The following is a 16736-nucleotide window of genomic DNA, read 5'->3' as shown; positions in this document are numbered from 1 at the left end:
AGGAATAGAAATCAGATATATCCTTATATACTATATTCTACACTATTTTCAGGAGAAAAACAGACGTCCATGCCTAATGGAGATAGCCGTAGCGGGAACCCAGTCTGTAAAATGTGGATACCGTAATCAGACAGGTGCAGATTTCGGCTATGGGAAAAGCCGCCCATATACCGGTCGTCCCATATAAAAGAGGAAAAATGATGATACAGAGCGGTTCCAGTACGAGTGTCCGGACAAATGCCAGAAGTCCTGAAACGAGGCCGTTGTTGAGGGCCGTGAAAAAGGCGGAGCCGAAATAATTAAAGGTACTGAACAGAAATGCCAGACTATACCAGCGCATGCCCTGCAGGGTAAAATCCCACAGGTGCTGGTCATAACCGACGAACAGAGCGGTAAGGGGTGAGGCGAACAGCTGGGTGATGGAAAACGTCGTGAGACTAAACGCGGCCAGGATATGCATGCTGCGGCGGAACAAATTGTGCAGTTCTTCCCTGTTTTTCGCGCCCAGATGATAGGCAATGACTGGCGATGCTCCCATAGCATATCCGATATAGACGGCGGCAAAAATGAAGCTGAGGTACATGACGACGCCATAGGCGGCAACCCCGTCCGGGCCCGCCCATTTCAGCAGCTGATAATTGTATAGGAATGTGACGAGAGAACTGGCGGCGACGTTTACCATTTCTGAAGAGCCGTTCAGGCAGGCACGACCCAGTATCCGGGCTGAATAAATGCCTCTGCCCAGGCGGAGGAGACTCGTATTGGGGCGGATGAAATACAGGACGGGAAGCAGTCCGCCTACGGCCATGCCGAGTACCGTGGCAGCAGCGGCTCCTGTCAGGCCCCAGTCCAGAACGATGATGAACAGGGCATCGAGAAGGGCGTTGGTAATGCCGGCGGCAATGATGATTTCCAATCCCAGACGCGGTTTTTCGGCTGCGGCAAAAAAACTTTGAAAGGCATCCTGCAGCATCAGAAACGGAACGCCTAGCAGGGCGATTCGTCCGTAGTGAAGACTTTCTGCCAGAAGCGTTCCTTGGGCGCCGAAGAGTTGTAAAGCCGGCTGCAGCATCCATTGGCCCAGTATCAGGACGATGATACCGGCTGCAGCAGTGGTCTGAATCAGACTGGAAAAAAATCCGTTGGCAAGGTGGCGTTTCTTCTGGCCCAGCGTCGCGGCGACAACAGCTGTACCACCTGTTCCCAGAAGATAGCCAGGACCACTGAGAAAATATAAGACAGGCATGACCAGATTGACAGCAGCGAAAGGAGTTGATCCTACGAAGTTGGAAACGAACAATCCATCTACGACACCGTAGATGGATGTGAATACCATCATAATCATAGACGGGAGAGAAAAGCGCAGCAACGTGCAGTACGTGAAGTGATCTGATAACTGAATACGCATAGGGGATACCTTTACGGCATGTCTTTTAAACGCTGTTCCAGCTCCCGGCTGAAACACTTCATGCTGTTTACAAAAGAAGGATATACTTGCAATACCGCGTCCAGAGCCCCGGATTCACACTGGTACATGACTTTTAAGGCTTCATTGGCGTAAGCAATGCCCTTATCGGTAAGCCAGATTTTTTTCTCGCGTCGTTTGCCAGGAATCGCAGCCTGCAAAATCAGGTCTTCCCGTTCTAAATCTTTTATGATGGAATTGACCGTAGTCCGGGGCAGCAACCAGTCTTCACTGATTTCTTTCTGGGAATGGCCCTGTCCATCATTCAGTGCATAAAGCAGGATGAGCTTGTTTTCCCCAATGGAACTGTTGCGGGCAAACTGATAGTAGACATTGTCAATCCGGTTGAATGCCAGGATAAGCTGGCGCATTTCTGTTGTGTGATGGGGCATAACAAATCCTTTCTAAAAAATAAAATCCGAAATCGTACTATTATCATAGTAATACGATTTCGGATTTTTGTCAAACTGGGTGTTGTATCATCACCCTGCCAGAATCCTAATATTCCGTATCATCCATCAGGCTGTCCCGGCCAAAGCGGGTACGCAGGTCCTGACGTTCCAGATGCCACTGATCAGAAGCGAGGCTCCACGACGGGTCGTAGTTGGGCGACTGCATATTGAGGATGCCGCAGATAAATTCATATTCCAGATCATTAGTAAAATACGCATTCTGGTGCTCTTTGACGGTGCGGGTGATTTGCGGATTCCGCGCCGTATAAGCGTCTGATAAGTAGACGAACATAGGGATGCGGAGGACTTTAAAGCTGGAGCCATCCGGGGCACGGGCTACGTCCGGATCGGAACCGTGGTCGGAGAAGTAAATCATGGCATCGAGGTTCAGATTCTGACGGCCATAATCATAAATCTGCTGGAGAATCCAGTCCGTATAGAGAACGGTGTTGTCAAAATCGGCTTCTTCATTGATCTTACCATCGTTGAAGTGCTGGAATTCTGCCGGGTACCGGTTGCGGTATTCGATATGGCTGCCCATAATGTGGAGGACAATGAAATTCTTTTCATCGGGATTTACCTGATTGAGGAATTTCAGCAAGGCTTCGTCATGGGTCGATTCTTTGAGATCCCGGTCTACCCATTCGGATACGTCGGCTGTATTGGCAACCAGGGTAATGGGCGTATCGGCGACGCCGACAGATCCCTGGTTGCTGAACCAGTACGTTTTATACCCGGCTTTTTTTGCCATGTCAATGATAGAAATAGACTGGTTAAATTCCTTATTATTATAGAAATTAGATTCTGTCAGGGCGTGCTCCAGAACGGGGACGGTATACCAGACACAGGCGTAAGCGTTGTTAAACAAGGTAAAACGGGGATTGCTTTTTTCTGACGTCAGCCAGGGCGTGTTGGGAACATGATCCGGATTATAGGCATTCATGAGTGTCCGCGTTTCCGATTCACCGATGACGACGATGATTGTATCGGGATACTGCGCCGGATTCAGTTGGACTGCCTGGAGATTGGCAAATTTGCTGGAGTGGTTCTCGGCATAGAGTGCGGACCGTTCCATATAATCATGAGTATCCAGGAAGGTACGGATGGGGAAGCATTCCGGAAAAATTTCTTCTCCCAGGGCGCCGATGGAAGGCAGCACAATGACCAGTGAGAGCAGTGGCAATACTTTGCGGTATAACGTCGTGCGGGGTAATGGCTGCTGCAGATACTGGCAGATGACAAAAAAGGCAATCAGGGCTGCTACAAAGAAAAGAGCGAGCAGCATATTACCCAAACCGAGGGAACCGAAATATTCCTTTACTTCCGCAGGGCCGGTCTGAAAAATCAGAAGGGCGCCCGATGTGGTGATGGAGGAATGATAAAGATAATAATATCCCCATTGCAGGACGATGACCGAAATGGCCAAAAGCTGGATCAGTGTCATGAGAACCATCCGCACTTTTGGTGGGGCATATTGGCGCAATGCCATAGAAAGGCAAAACAAAATAGCAAAAAAATACAGCCCCACATAAATGTCATAAATATTGTTTAAATAGACGGTATTACTATTTAATAATGTATTATAACTCAGTACGGGACCTGTTATAATCCAGGAAATGCCAATGATGGCATTGGGGAGGATGGCTGAAAGAGTCAGGTGTTTCCAGTATAAAGCCAACGATAACGTAACGGCGGCAACGGCCGGTATGAGGCCGAAGGTCATATCTTCGATGTTATCTTCACCCAGGCCTAGTGACACGAGAAGCTCCCATTGGAAGCATAATGCATATATGACGGCAAAGATACAAATAAGGTAGAAAATCTGGCGTCCGGTATTGCCCCTGGCCATTGAAGAATCCTGATTTTTCCTGCATGAAGGTGCAGGACGTTTTTTGTGAAAACCTAACATAGGATGACGCTGCCTTTCTGACATAATATCTATTTGTAAAAAGTCCGGGTACTTCATGTAAGAATCCTGTAAATAGCGGACCGTCCTTATTATACATCATTATAAGTTCTTTACCTAGAGGAAAAATGGTTCTTTTCACCAAAAAAATGAAAAAAACTAAAAAAAGTACTTGCCAAAGTGCGCGATACATGATACAATTCTTTTTGTTCGAGGCACTCAGGCCTCGGAACTGGAAGTGGAAACGGCCTCGTGGTGTAGCGGTTTAACATGTCGCCCTGTCACGGCGAAGATCGTCGGTTCAAATCCGATCGAGGTCGCCATATTCGCTCAGGTAGCTCAGTCGGTAGAGCAGGGGACTGAAAATCCCCGTGTCGGCGGTTCAATTCCGTCCCTGAGCACCACAAACAATTTCATATGCGGTCGTGGCGGAATGGCAGACGCGCTACTTTGAGGGGGTAGTGAACGTAAGTTCATATGGGTTCAAGTCCCATCGACCGCACCAACAGATAGCGAAGGTTTTCAGTAGATTTACTGGAAACCTTTTTTATTGTGTATGTGGAATAATCTGCTTCTGCCAGGAATTATATTCATTCAGTTTTTTGATTGAGTGCATCGTATTTTTTTATCGCCATTGGGGGCATTTTTTATTGTCATAAAACGTGATACGTGCTAAGATAAAAATAATTTCAAGGCTTATAAATGAAAAAATATATATAAACACGGTTGAATCATTATCGTTTTTAATGCGCATCGTGTTTTCTGGGAAAGAATGTGATTTTTTGAAAACCCTGATTAAAAATGGCCTTCTCATTGATCCGGCTAATGCGGTACAGGCGAAACTGAATCTGGTGCTGGAGGATGATCACGTGCTGGGTGTGACAACGGAGGAACCGGAAGCCGATACGATCATTGATGCGGCAGGTCAGGTCGTATCTCCGGGCTTTATCGACATCCACATGCATGAAGATTTTGTAACGCCCCAGGGCACTCTGGAACAGAACGAAAACAACGCCATTTTCGGCTGTATGCTGCGCATGGGTGTGACGACGGTCCTGGGCGGTGAATGTGGTGTTAACCGCTATAATCCTATACAGTATCTGGATATCGTGGACCGCGATGGAGCTCCCGTTAATGTGGCTCTCCTGGTCGGGCACAGCTGGCTCCGGGAAGCTGTCGGTCATACGGATAAGTACAGTCATGTGACAGATGATGAACTGCAGGCCATGGTGCCGCTTTGTCGGCAGGCACTGGATGCTGGCTGTTTTGGTATTTCCTATGGGATGCGCTATGTGCCAGGAATCGACCGCCGGGAATTTGTGACGACGGCCCGGACCTGCGTGTCAGACCGGCGACTTATCGCAGCCCATGTCCGGGATGATGCGGCAGGCATATTTGCAGCGGGCCGGGAATTTCTTGATGTGGCCTGCGAACTGGGACTGCCGGCGGAAGTGTCCCACATCGGATCCATGGCGGCATTCGGTCAGATGGAAGAGTTTTTGCAGATGATCGATGCCTATCGCCTGAACGGTCTCGACGTGACCTGTGACTGCTATCCCTATTATGCCTTTTCTACGGCAATCGGTTCGACGACGTATGATGATGGGTGGCTTCAGAGATACCATTGCGATTATGATGTGGTGCAGATTTGTGAAGGAACTTATCAGGGACGGCGCTGTACGAAGGCGATGTTTGAAGAAGTGCGCCGGACCCACCCGGAATATCTCACCGTCTGTTCTGTCATGAGAGAGCAGGAAGTTGATATGGCACTTTGCAATCCCGGTGTCATGATTGGCAGCGATGGTATCCTGAATCATGGACAGGGACATCCACGGGCGGCCGGGGCATTTCCCCGCGTATTCAGCCAGTTTGTCCGCACAGGAAAACTCTCCTTGTACGAAGCCGTCCGCAAAATGACGGCTATGCCGGCGGCGCGCATGGGTATTTCCCACAAGGGAAATCTGGCAGCCGGATCTGATGCCGATGTTGTCATTTTTAATCCTCACGTCATTGCCGACGGAGCGACCTTTGAGAATCCGGTTCTGCCGGGCAGGGGGATTTCACATGTCCTGCTCGGCGGCCAGGTGGCAGCCCAGGATTGTCAGGTGACCCAGTGGCATCTGGGACGTTCTGTCCGTAAATAATTTAAGGGGGAAATATAGTATGGAATATGGTTTTCTATCAGTTATACCACCGCTAGTGACAATTGTACTGGCTCTGGCTATACGAAATGTGTTTATCGCTCTCCTGGTCGGGATTTTCATGGCAAGCATGACGCTCAGTCCGGATATTTTTACGGGGATTAATGCAACCTTTTATAATGTCGTAAAGACCTTTGCCAGCAATGGCAATACGATTGTTATCATGTCCCTGCTCCTGATCGGGGCGATGCTCTATCTCATTGAACGGTCCGGCGGTATCGAAGGTTTCGTCGATATTATGGTCCGCAAAAAGAGCATCATCCGTTCCAAAAAAGCGGCAGCCTTTTTTACCTGGCTTCTGGGGATTGTCATCTTCACGTCCGGCTCGCTGAGCTGTATGGTCACAGGATCTATTGCCCGCCCCCTCAATGACAGCATGAAAGTGTCTCATGAAAAAGCGGCATTTCTCATTCATACCACATCGACACCTTGGTGCGTATTGCTGCCACTCAGTGGCTGGCTCGGGGCGATGACAGGCTATCTGACATCGGGCGGCGTTCCTGCCGATCAGGCCATTACTGTTCTGTTTCAGTCCATTCCTTTGAATTTTTATTGTATTATAGCTGTCGTTTTTGCCCTGATTTCCTGCCTGGCTCCTGTCGATTTCGGACCGATGAAAAAAGCGGAAGAACGGGCGTCTCAGACGGGCTCTCTTGATGATCCGTCCCATGTAGCTGCCAATGCTTCCCAGGATGCGACTAAATTGGCGCCTAAAGCAAAACCGCATCTGGCCAACATGATTGTGCCCATTGTCGTCATGATTGTGACCATTATCGGTGTCCTCTACGTAACCGGTTCGGGCAACCTCACCAAAGGCGCTGGCATGCAGGCATTGCTTTGGGGATCGGTCTTATCAGTACTTTCTATTTCCGTCATGTGCCTTGTGGAAAAAGTATTTACTCTGGAAGAATTGACCAGTGAAATACTGAAAGGCATGTGCACCATGTTTGGCATTGCCACCATCCTGTGCCTGGCTTTTACATTGGGCCCTCTGGTAAAACAGCTGGGAACCGGTGCCTATCTGTCGTCTATCTTTATGCAGTTCCTTACACCGTCTCTCCTGCCGCTTCTGACATTCATCATCGCCATGATTTTGTCTTTTGCAACGGGGACATCCATGGGGACAATGGCTATCATGGCCGTTATTGCCCTCCCTATGGCGATTAATATGGGTGTAAGCATTCCTCTTACGGCAGGAGCCATGTTTGGCGGATCCATTTTTGGTGACCATGCCTCGCCTATTTCTGATACGACCATCATGTCCTGCGCTACATCAGGCTGTAACATCATGGACCATATCAAGACACAGATGCCTTATGTAATAGGCTTTGCCTGTGTTTCTATGGTATTATATGTTGTCTGCGGATTCATCATGTAAGAAGAATATATACTAACGGAAAAACGCGTACCAGCCATTGACTGATACGCGTTTTTCGTTAATGTGTGTACAGCGTATGGGATGCATGCATAGGAAGTTAGCTGTGATATAGCATGTCGGCAATAGGACCATAGGTCAGACCTGATATAATAGCAAGCAGGACTAAGGCACCGCCGGCAAAAATTAACAATTTGACAAATACCTTTGTTTGCTGCGTAGAGGTGAAATTGTCTAAGTTTGTTCCTAATGCTGCCAAAATCAAGGCACCGCCTGTTGACATAGGAGAGAGACCGGCGAGTGAACCGCCGCCACCAACAGCTGCCATTAGTGCAACAGGACTGACTCCACCTACCTGGGCGGCAATATCAGGACACATAGGCATCATGGTCGGGTAGACAACGGCCAGTGCCGAACTGACCAGGCTGAGCAAACCAGCAGAGATACCCATGAGAGGTACAGCTGTACTGCTGGTCATAATAGAAGAAATAGCAGAACTCATAAGCTTGATACCGCCTACTTTGTTAACTACTCCGAGTAGGGCACCGACGGCAACAACCATGATAATTGTGCTCCATGGCAGTGCTTTCAGGGCTTCTCCATCTTTAGCTACGCCACATAAAACGAGAATAGCAGAAGCAAAGAATGCAGCCAAACCGATATTTACTTTGAACCCAATCATAAGTAATAACATGAGTGGGATTCCTAGCAAGGATAAAATTTGGTCTCTGGTGAAAGAGGGCAATTTTGTATCTGTCAAATTTTGTTTTGGGGCTTTTAATTTATATCCTTTAAATACAATGAACACAACTATACCGTAAACAAACGTTACTAGTGTCTGGCAAACTAATACCGTTGGCATGACATCACCAAATCCGGCGCTGGTTGCGGCATTAGTGATAATAGCGGCTTCAGGCGTGATACTGGTCATTCGGCCTGCCATAAGTCCGAATTCGCCAATCAGGGCAAGCATTAGTGGATCATATCCTACTTGAATTGCTGTGGTGACAGCCAATGCAGGGATAATAGCTAGTGCTGGAATTGCCCCAGGACCGACACCGGCGATAACGAAACCAGCGATGTAAATTGTAATGGGGAGAAGCCAGACACGATTCCCGGTACTGGAGACTATTTTTTTGGCAAGCAAATCCAGAGCACCAGTCTGTTTGATAATGGCGAACAGGAGTGTAATCCCAACCAGGGTGCAGAACATACCACTGCTGATACCGCTGATTAAATTTTTATCCGTTAGTCCAAAGATTCGTACACAAATTACGCCCATTGCTAAGGCTACGATACCAATGTTGACATGACGGACAAATGCTAATATAATCGCCACGAGAAATAGGATAATTGCTAATAAATCCATACTCATGATGAACAACTCCTTTCTGTTCTGCCCAGATTATATGTATCCGGGCAGAACCTAGGGGATAATGTAAAATTATTTAGAGCAAGGTTCACCAATATGAATCTGGTGGCTGCTGAAATTTCCGTCTATGATCGTCGTTTCGTATTTTGCGGCAGCAAGCATCTTATCAAAATCAATACCCGTTTCCATATCCATAGCATTGAACATGTAAATTAAGTCTTCTGAGGCGACATTACCGGAAGCACCTGGTGCAAAGGGGCAACCTCCCAGACCACCCAAGGCGGCCTGGACATTGGGAATTCCAGCTTCAATCGCTGCTAGCGTGCAAGCTACGCCCATATTACGGGTATCGTGGATGTGCACTTCAAAATATTCGTTTGGGAATACTTTTTTTACAATTGCTATAGTATCGCGGACCATTTTAGGATCAGCCTGACCAATTGTATCGGCTAAGCAGTATTTGTGAATACCCAGCTGTACGCCTCGGCGGATGATGCGCAATACATTTTCTACGGGGGTTATGCCCTCAAAGGGACAGGTAAAAGTTGTAGCCATAGAGAGAATAATATCTATATCGGGTAATTCTTCACGAATTTTTGCCAGCCCTTGTAGAGATTCTTCTACGGTCCGGTTGATATTTGCCTTGTTGTGAGATTCGCTGACGGAAATAACCGTATCGATTTTTTTTAAACCACAGGCTGCAGCTGCTTTAGCACCATAGAGATTAGGGACGAGAGCGAAGAAATCGATGCCTTCATCACCGTGTTTTTCTAACGTTTTCGTGACGACTTCTTTGATGTCCTTCATCTGGGGGATGGCTTTGGGATGGACGAAGGATCCGATTTCCATGGATTTGACACCAGCGTCGATGAGCATATCGATTATTTTCAACTTTTCTTCTGTAGGAATAAATTCTTTTACATTCTGGAAGCCATCGCGGGGACCGACTTCAACAAAATTTATTTTTTGTGTCATGATATATACACTTCCTCACTGGACATTACAAAATTTTTTTATCTTGTAGCTGCTTAACTTCGTCTTCTGTAAGACCTAGCACCTTGCCGTACACTTCTACATTGTCCTGACCAAGTGCGGGAGCTGGAACACTGATATCTACTTTTGTATCCATCAATTTCACCGGGTTGCCATTTACTTTCATATCGCCGATAACCGGATGATGGAGAGGAACGAACATTTCACGGGCTCCAGCAATATGGGGGTCAGTAGTGATTCTAGGCAAATCGTTTATTGGTGCGGCCGGTACACCTGCGGCTAATATTTTTTCGACAGCTTCATCAATAGTATATTGAGAAGACCATTTTTCGATAATGGGTTTGAGTTCTGCATGGTGGTCACAACGTTTGATATTTGTTACAAAACGAGGATCTTCCAGTAGTTCCGGCTGCATCAGGACTTTATTGCACAGCAGAGTGAAGAGCTTATCGTTACCGCAACCGATGACGAAGAGACCGTCTTTGGCTTTGAAGGAGTCATAGGGATAAGCGGATGCATAGCGGTTGCCCATGAGTTCCGGTTGTTTGCCCGATGCGAAGAACCGTTGGATGCCGATTTCCAGACTGGATACGACAGAATCGACGAGAGCGACATCAACACGCTGGCCTTTCCCGGTCAGTTCTCTTGCATGCAGTGCCATGAGAATGCCGATTGTGAGGTTCATTCCACCAAGTACATCACCCATTGCATTGCCGACACGGAGCGGATGGCCGCCCGGTTCACCGGTGATGCTCATGAGGCCGCCTGTAGCCTGGGCAATGATATCATAGCCAGGACGTTTATGGTTAGGGCCGTAGCAGCCGAAACCGGAAACGGCGGCATAGATGATGCGGGGATTGATTTCTTTCAGCACATCATAACCGACCCCTAATTTATCCATGACGCCGGGACGGTAATTTTCAACGACGACATCGGCTTTTTTAACCATTTCTTTAAAGATTTTTTTGCCTTCTTCAGGTTTTAAGTTCAGCGTTACACCTTTTTTGCCGCGATTTACATTGGCATAATACATGCTGGCTCCGTTTTTAATCGGCCCCATACTGCGAGTGTCATCACCTTTTCCGGGCATTTCGATTTTGATTACCTTGGCACCATAATCAGCTAGCATCATTGTGCAATACGGACCAGCGAGAACACGGGTCAAATCAAGTACAACGATATCTTCTAATGCTTTTTTAGTCATAATTAATCACCTTCGGGAATACAGTTTTAATAAATTTGTGTGATAAGTTTGGAAACCCATTTACGTTAATTGTCCGGACATATGTATTTTGGATTTCCTTTTGACGAGTTCATTATATAACTGCATTTACGATATTATCAAATGTAATAGATTTATGTAATTGTACAAAAATGCATTAAAATGTATTATTGTGTATCAATGTGTAAATATCATAAAGTTATAATAAATTGAATAAAGCACTGTCTTTAAATAAAGTAATCGTGCAAACGACTGCAAATATGTTGACTAATGGCCATTATTGTACAAAATGCTCAATACATTTTTTGTACAGTTTGTTTAGAAAAGAAAAAAATTTAATGGAAACTTTTAAACTGATGATATGTTGGGATTATTTTAATGAATATGCTGTAATTGCATTAAAGAAATATGTATATAAAAAGAAGGAACCATAACAAAACAAATCAAAATTTCGTCTTGCTATGGTTCCTTCTTCAAGTAAAACGTATAAAATATTGGTTGGAATAGTGGATATGCAGACATTCCTACTGTCGGGATGCTTCCTGAAAAATCTGTGTCTTTATGCCTTTGATACTATATTTATAAATCTATCGGATATTATTGACTTTTATGTTTAATTCCTTCATCTTTTTATATAATGTACTGCGGCTGCAATTCAACATTCGGGCGGTTCTGGATATATTAAGATGACTGGCTGTCAATGCTTCGACAATAGATGAGCGAGTCCATTTGCCTAATGTTACATTCTGATTCCGAATCAGTTCGTTTCCTCCATGGGGCAGAGTGGATATGATTTCCTCTACGGTCATATCATTTTTTAACAAGACACTGATCCGTTCTATTATATTCGATAGTTGGCGGATGTTTCCTTTCCACTCATATCCTTGGAAATAGTGAACGATAATATCAATCTTTTTTTTGTATAGAACGTAATCGGCTCCAAAATTGCGATGAAACCAGGTATCACAAAATAGTACATAATCCATGTCCCTTTCATGAAGAGAAGGAATGTGCAAAGTAAGCACACTGAGTGAATACATGAGTTCTTCTAGGAAGTGGCCCTGGCTGGCATCTTTAGTCAGATTATGACTGGTGGAAGCAATGATGCGGACATCAATGGGAATGACCTTGTCGCCGCCAATCCGTCGTACCTCTTTGGCATCAATAATTCGGGCCAATAAGGACTGGACTTCTAGTGGGGAGTCTCCTATTTTATCAAGAAACAACGTACCTCCATGAGCCAGTTCAAATGCCCCTTCTTTACTCCCTTTGATACCAAAGGGGGAAAAACCGTTTTCATACCCGAGGAGATCGGCTTGTAACGCTTGTGATGAATAATTAGTACAGTTGATGGTAACAAATGGTTTATTGCGGCGGTTGCTTTCATGGTGAATCGCATGAGCAAACATTTCTTTTCCTGTTCCGATTTCACCAGATATTAAAATATTGGAATTCGTATGGGCATAGCTTTTGGCGATGCGGATGGCACGGCGGATAGCGCGGGATTCTCCAATCATATCGGCAAAACGATAGCGGGAAGCCAACCCTTTGCGATGGAGGCTGCTGCGGATTTTCTGTTCGCTGTTTTTGATAGATTCTATGTCCCGGAAGGTAGCGACGACGCCTTCTATTTCTCCATCGACAATAATAGGAACACGGTTGGTGTTGATGATCACGTTGCCGATTTTCATCAGTTCATCTAATTCTTTATTGCCATTTTGCAGGACTGAAGGTAGTTTTGTCTCTGGGAGAATTTCTTCAATATGACGGCCTTCGTATGGCTTATTTTTTAATGGAAGAATATCATCAGCCTGCTTATTTACTACTTCAACTTTACCTTTTTTATCGATAGCGATAATGCCGTCGTGAGTATAGTTAAAGATTGTTTCATATCGTTTTAAGTGCAATTGCAAGATATGATTGCGTCGTTCTCCTTCCAAAACGGATTGTAGAATTTGCTGAGCCGTATCCAAAGCCGTTTCAATGTCTTCCCGCGTATTTTCCAACGTATAGTAATCCAGTTGCAATTTCTCTGCAAATTTTTTTGTCAGGACGCCGCCAACACCGAAGATATTACCGTCTTTTATGGCCTGCTTAACGGCGGCCTGGGCACCTTCCGTATCCTTGAAATAGTAGTAGTTGGCGTCCACATGAAGAAAATAGCAAAGAGAACGAACGTTATCTTGAATTTTATCGATAGAGAAAAATGCTACTGGACCATTGACCATACGGATTTTTTCAAACGCATTGATATAACTGCCGCTAGTCAGCTTTGTATCTACAACGGGAATATGGCATTTTTGTTTTAATAAAAAGGCCATGCCACTACGACTGATGATAACCTTGATGCCTCTTTTTATTGCATCGATAGCAATACTTTCTGCTTCTTCAAGAATTGCTGTACAAGTTTCAATTCCTATGCCGCGTTCCTCAGCAATAGTTTTCATTTGTTCTGCAAGCATTTCTGACGGGGAGATTAAAAGTATCTGTGTCATAATATTCTCTTTTCCCTGTATTCCGACTTATCACACACCTGTAGTATAGCATGAAATTTCTAAAAATTAAATATGGATTAAATGTAATGAAAAAGTTGACATTAATCAGAGAACCTGGTATAGTATCACTTGTAAGAAGTAATTAAAAATATTACATCAAATACATTAGGTCGTGAGAAGCCAGGCTTCTCAGAAGGGAGCACATACTATGAAAATTGCAGTTGTAGCAGCCGATGGCCGCGTTGCCAAAAAAGTTATTGCCGAAGCCTTACAGAGAGGTCATGAAGTAGTTGCCTTTGGTCGTCATGATATCAATGAAACGCCAGCCAAGACGTATATTAAGAAAGATATCCTTGCTTTGACGAAAGAAGACCTGCAGGGCTTCGATGCCGTCGTCGATGCCTTTGGGGCCTGGACGCCGGAAGCACTGCCGGGACATTCGACGACGACCGCTCATCTGGCCGATATCCTTTCCGGGACGAATGTCCGGCTGCTCATCGTCGGTGGTGCTGGTTCGCTCTATGTTGACCCAGACCATACGACTCAGCTCGTCGATACACCAGATTTCCCCGATGCCTTCAAACCGCTGGCCACGGCTATGGGCAAGGCGCTGGCAGAACTTCGCCTGCGCAAGGATGTCAAGTGGACATATATCAGCCCGGCAGCAGATTTCCAGGCTGATGGGGAACGGACAGGAAAATACATCCTTGCTGGAGAAGAATTCAAACTGAACAGCAAAAATGAATCGATTATTTCCTATGCTGATTATGCTATTGCCATGGTCGATGAAATCGAAAAGGGCCAGCATATTAAGCAGCGCATCTCCGTCGTTCGTGCCTGAGACATTTTGAATATAACGCAGGAATAGCCATCCTGCTCCTTACCCTCCCCTCTTATAGATTTTCCTGTAAGAGGGGATTTTTCATGATATATTCCTATTTATTGACGTACAGAAATTCGTACGTTATAATCAAATTAAAGGGAGTGATTGAAATGATGGCTGTCAATTATACTCAATTCCGTGACCACATGAAGGCGCATATGGATCGAATCGTGGAAGATTATGAACCGCTCGTTGTAACGCGCAAGGAAAATAAGAATGTCATTGTCCTGTCTGAAGATATGTATAATAATCTGATGGAAAATATTCATGTTCTGGGAAATAAAGAAAACTATCGCTGGCTGATGGAATCAAAACAGCAGTTAGAAACGGGAAAGAGCCGGATGCATGAATTGCTGGAGCCTGATGATGAATAAACTCTTTACGGATAATGCTTGGCAGGACTATTTGTATTGGCAGAAAGAAGACAGGAAAACGCTAAAACGGATCAATCAGTTGATTCAGAATATCAGCCGCAATGGCAATACGGGGATTGGTAAGCCAGAACCACTGGTAGGACCGCTGGTAGGTTTTTGGAGTCGCCGGATCAATGAAAAAAATCGGTTAATTTATAACATAGAAGAGGAAACTATTAATATTTTAGCCTGTCGTTACCATTATAAAAAATAAATCAGACAGGAACTGGCTGTAACATAATACCATTTGCAAACATATGCCATCTTGTTTATTGAAAAGTTTGAAGTTTGATGTTTGAAGTTTGAAGAAAAACTTTTATTTTATCGTATCCTTTTTACAAACTATCCACTACAAACTGAAAACTAAAAGAGGGCTGTAACAAAATGAGCTCATAAAGCTCATTTTGTTACAGCCCCACTTTTTTTATGGTGATTCGCCGTGAATTACATACCACGCAGGCCGAGCTGTACCGGATCTTCTGTATTCTGTTTGAATTCGATTTCCGGTTTGGCAGCGAGCATTTCAAGAGTATAACCGACACCGGCAACGACACCGGCACGCAGGCCTTCTTCATCAATATCAAACTGGGGGGTATGATGGTTTCCGCCGCAGCCTTTTTCTTTATTGGCAATGCCGGTAAACGTAAAGACTCCCGGGAAGAGGGACAAAGTCAGACCAAAGGTTTCGGAAGCCATCCACGGTTCTACATCGTATAAAGCGTCTTCACCGAGGTATTTGGCGACGGCCTTGCGGGCATAATCTCCGCAGACCGGATTATTGCGTACTTCCAGCAGTGGTTGTTTCATGCGGACCAGTTCATAAGTGCAGTCGTAGTTATCGCATTCGTTCTTGAGAAGTTTGAGGAAATCATCATAGAACTTTTTCCCGGCATGTTCATAGCTGAAGAAACGGGATGAACCGCCGAAGAAGAGTTCATTCGGAATGACGTTATACGCAGAGCCAGCTTGAACGGTGCCGATGGATAAGGTCAGGCATTCCAGCGGATTGACATCGCGCATGCGCAGGGCCTGCAGATTACCATAGAAGGCATGGAAGCAGTCAATCGGGCTCTGCGAAAGGTCCGGACGGGAACCGTGGCCGCCGTGGCCTTTGATTTTAATCTGGAAGGCAAAGCCGCCAGCCATGGCAGCGCCTTTTTCTACGTTGATTTTGCCAGCCGGAACATCCCAGCGGACGTGTGTACCGTAACAGTAGTCGATATTCTGTTTGAGCAGGTACGGCATGAGGTGCTGTGTCGCATCGGAGCCTTCTTCGGCTCGTTCAAACATGAAAATGACGCGTCCGGACCACTGGTCTTTGATTTCCTGCAGGATTTTAGCTTCTATGAGCAGCATAGAAATATGGCCGTCATGACCGCAGGCGTGCATTACACCAGGATTTTTGGAAACACATACACGTTTCTGATTCAGATTGGTTTCTGTTTCCTGAATAGGAAGACCATCAATATCGGCACGCATCAGAACAGTTTTACCAGGGCCATTATCGATGAAACCAAAAACACCGCCATGTTCCACGACTTCCGTGCGGATTCCATATTCTTCCAGTTTTTTCTGGATTGTATCACATGTCGCATCTTCTACATTGGACAATTCCGGATGTTCATGAAAATAACGACGCAATTTAACTAATTCATCATAGTGAGCATCTGCTAACGCTTTTACATTAATCATTGGAAAAGACAGCCCCTCTCGAAATATTTTCAGCCTTTTAGCAAATATTTTTAAATAAAATATTTGTTTTGCTATAGGCAACTTTATTATATCACGGTATATATCAAAGTAAAGAGAAAACAAATGGATGATTTTTTTATCATTTATTTTAGAAATATTTATCGGAACTCATTCGTGTATAAAAACTTTGAATGTCTTTCCGGATATCAATGAATTGCGATGATAATATAATTATATTTTGATTGATAAATCACCGAAATAAACATC

General features: G+C 45.2%; 13 protein-coding genes and 3 tRNA genes. 8 read left to right on the top strand and 8 right to left on the bottom strand.

Annotated elements, in window-relative coordinates; all coding sequences use genetic code 11:
• Nucleotides 1-73: 73 nt before the first annotated feature.
• The 3 genes from ACGTIC_RS13650 to ACGTIC_RS13640 all read right to left on the bottom strand — a co-directional run bounded on the left by ACGTIC_RS13650 (nt 74) and on the right by ACGTIC_RS13640 (nt 3766).
• The gene (locus ACGTIC_RS13650; RefSeq protein WP_113856344.1) at nt 74-1408 is read right to left on the bottom strand and encodes an MATE family efflux transporter; all 1335 of its coding nucleotides are present in this window, start codon (nt 1406-1408) and stop codon (nt 74-76) included.
• Nucleotides 1409-1419: 11 nt separating this feature from the next.
• Nucleotides 1420-1857, bottom strand: a complete 438-nt coding sequence (locus tag ACGTIC_RS13645) for a MarR family winged helix-turn-helix transcriptional regulator (protein WP_113856343.1) — start codon at nt 1855-1857, stop codon at nt 1420-1422.
• 106 nt (nt 1858-1963) lie between these two features.
• The gene (locus ACGTIC_RS13640; RefSeq protein WP_113856342.1) at nt 1964-3766 is read right to left on the bottom strand and encodes a phosphoethanolamine transferase; all 1803 of its coding nucleotides are present in this window, start codon (nt 3764-3766) and stop codon (nt 1964-1966) included.
• Nucleotides 3767-4069: 303 nt separating this feature from the next.
• Between ACGTIC_RS13640 and ACGTIC_RS13635 the strand changes: the two genes are divergently transcribed.
• From ACGTIC_RS13635 to ACGTIC_RS13615, 5 genes are all read left to right on the top strand, one after another.
• Nucleotides 4070-4146 (top strand) — tRNA-Asp (locus tag ACGTIC_RS13635).
• Nucleotides 4147-4151: 5 nt separating this feature from the next.
• Nucleotides 4152-4227 (top strand) — tRNA-Phe (locus tag ACGTIC_RS13630).
• Between the two features lie 15 nt (nt 4228-4242).
• Nucleotides 4243-4328: transfer RNA gene (locus ACGTIC_RS13625), tRNA-Leu, on the top strand.
• 277 nt (nt 4329-4605) lie between these two features.
• Nucleotides 4606-5967, top strand: a complete 1362-nt coding sequence (locus ACGTIC_RS13620; protein WP_162816290.1) for an amidohydrolase family protein — start codon at nt 4606-4608, stop codon at nt 5965-5967.
• A gap of 19 nt (nt 5968-5986) precedes the next feature.
• Nucleotides 5987-7402 carry a Na+/H+ antiporter NhaC family protein gene (locus tag ACGTIC_RS13615; protein ID WP_113856340.1) on the top strand — a complete coding sequence of 472 codons (1416 nt, stop codon included), beginning with the start codon at nt 5987-5989 and terminating at the stop codon, nt 7400-7402.
• 97 nt (nt 7403-7499) lie between these two features.
• Here the strand turns inward: ACGTIC_RS13615 and ACGTIC_RS13610 are convergent, their stop codons facing one another.
• From ACGTIC_RS13610 to ACGTIC_RS13595, 4 genes are all read right to left on the bottom strand, one after another.
• The gene (locus ACGTIC_RS13610; protein WP_113856339.1) at nt 7500-8774 is read right to left on the bottom strand and encodes an SLC13 family permease; all 1275 of its coding nucleotides are present in this window, start codon (nt 8772-8774) and stop codon (nt 7500-7502) included.
• Between the two features lie 69 nt (nt 8775-8843).
• Nucleotides 8844-9746, bottom strand: coding sequence for a hydroxymethylglutaryl-CoA lyase (locus tag ACGTIC_RS13605; protein ID WP_059076601.1), 903 nt, complete (start codon nt 9744-9746; stop codon nt 8844-8846).
• A 25-nt stretch (nt 9747-9771) separates the two neighbouring features.
• Nucleotides 9772-10968, bottom strand: a complete 1197-nt coding sequence (locus ACGTIC_RS13600) for a CaiB/BaiF CoA-transferase family protein (protein ID WP_059076602.1) — start codon at nt 10966-10968, stop codon at nt 9772-9774.
• A 605-nt stretch (nt 10969-11573) separates the two neighbouring features.
• Nucleotides 11574-13481 carry a sigma 54-interacting transcriptional regulator gene (locus ACGTIC_RS13595; RefSeq protein WP_113856338.1) on the bottom strand — a complete coding sequence of 636 codons (1908 nt, stop codon included), beginning with the start codon at nt 13479-13481 and terminating at the stop codon, nt 11574-11576.
• 208 nt (nt 13482-13689) lie between these two features.
• Here ACGTIC_RS13595 and ACGTIC_RS13590 point away from each other — a divergent pair, with 208 nt between their 5' ends.
• The 3 genes from ACGTIC_RS13590 (at nt 13690) to ACGTIC_RS13580 (ending at nt 14991) form a co-directional block, all read left to right on the top strand.
• A complete protein-coding gene (locus tag ACGTIC_RS13590; RefSeq protein WP_113856337.1) occupies nt 13690-14322 on the top strand; it encodes an NAD(P)-dependent oxidoreductase in 633 nt (210 codons plus the stop codon).
• Between the two features lie 152 nt (nt 14323-14474).
• Nucleotides 14475-14738 carry a type II toxin-antitoxin system Phd/YefM family antitoxin gene (locus ACGTIC_RS13585; RefSeq protein WP_075582448.1) on the top strand — a complete coding sequence of 88 codons (264 nt, stop codon included), beginning with the start codon at nt 14475-14477 and terminating at the stop codon, nt 14736-14738.
• Nucleotides 14731-14991: a Txe/YoeB family addiction module toxin gene (locus ACGTIC_RS13580; protein ID WP_113856336.1), complete on the top strand. Its 261-nt coding sequence runs from the start codon at nt 14731-14733 to the stop codon at nt 14989-14991. The genes ACGTIC_RS13585 and ACGTIC_RS13580 overlap by 8 nt, the downstream gene beginning before the upstream one ends.
• A gap of 230 nt (nt 14992-15221) precedes the next feature.
• Here the strand turns inward: ACGTIC_RS13580 and ACGTIC_RS13575 are convergent, their stop codons facing one another.
• Entirely contained in the window at nt 15222-16469 is a 1248-nt protein-coding gene (locus tag ACGTIC_RS13575) for a M20 family metallopeptidase (RefSeq protein WP_113856335.1), read from the bottom strand.
• Nucleotides 16470-16736: the final 267 nt, after the last annotated feature.

Source organism: Megasphaera hexanoica (assembly GCF_043520715.1).
GTDB classification, from domain to species: domain Bacteria; phylum Bacillota; class Negativicutes; order Veillonellales; family Megasphaeraceae; genus Megasphaera; species Megasphaera hexanoica.
The sequence above is the reverse complement of the archived record's forward strand: the minus strand, read 5'-3'. Positions and strand labels throughout refer to the sequence as shown.

Bases quoted from the DNA above. Each gene is read 5' to 3' on its own strand.
- ACGTIC_RS13650 (WP_113856344.1), bottom strand. From the start codon at position 1,408: ATGCGTATTCAGTTATCAGATCACTTCACGTACTGCACGTTGCTGCGC.
- ACGTIC_RS13645 (WP_113856343.1), bottom strand. From the start codon at position 1,857: ATGCCCCATCACACAACAGAAATGCGCCAGCTTATCCTGGCATTCAAC.
- ACGTIC_RS13640 (WP_113856342.1), bottom strand. From the start codon at position 3,766: ATGGCCAGGGGCAATACCGGACGCCAGATTTTCTACCTTATTTGTATC.
- ACGTIC_RS13615 (WP_113856340.1), top strand. From the start codon at position 5,987: ATGGAATATGGTTTTCTATCAGTTATACCACCGCTAGTGACAATTGTA.
- ACGTIC_RS13610 (WP_113856339.1), bottom strand. From the start codon at position 8,774: ATGAGTATGGATTTATTAGCAATTATCCTATTTCTCGTGGCGATTATA.
- ACGTIC_RS13605 (WP_059076601.1), bottom strand. From the start codon at position 9,746: ATGACACAAAAAATAAATTTTGTTGAAGTCGGTCCCCGCGATGGCTTC.
- ACGTIC_RS13600 (WP_059076602.1), bottom strand. From the start codon at position 10,968: ATGACTAAAAAAGCATTAGAAGATATCGTTGTACTTGATTTGACCCGT.
- ACGTIC_RS13595 (WP_113856338.1), bottom strand. From the start codon at position 13,481: ATGACACAGATACTTTTAATCTCCCCGTCAGAAATGCTTGCAGAACAA.
- ACGTIC_RS13590 (WP_113856337.1), top strand. From the start codon at position 13,690: ATGAAAATTGCAGTTGTAGCAGCCGATGGCCGCGTTGCCAAAAAAGTT.
- ACGTIC_RS13585 (WP_075582448.1), top strand. From the start codon at position 14,475: ATGATGGCTGTCAATTATACTCAATTCCGTGACCACATGAAGGCGCAT.
- ACGTIC_RS13580 (WP_113856336.1), top strand. From the start codon at position 14,731: ATGAATAAACTCTTTACGGATAATGCTTGGCAGGACTATTTGTATTGG.
- ACGTIC_RS13575 (WP_113856335.1), bottom strand. From the start codon at position 16,469: ATGATTAATGTAAAAGCGTTAGCAGATGCTCACTATGATGAATTAGTT.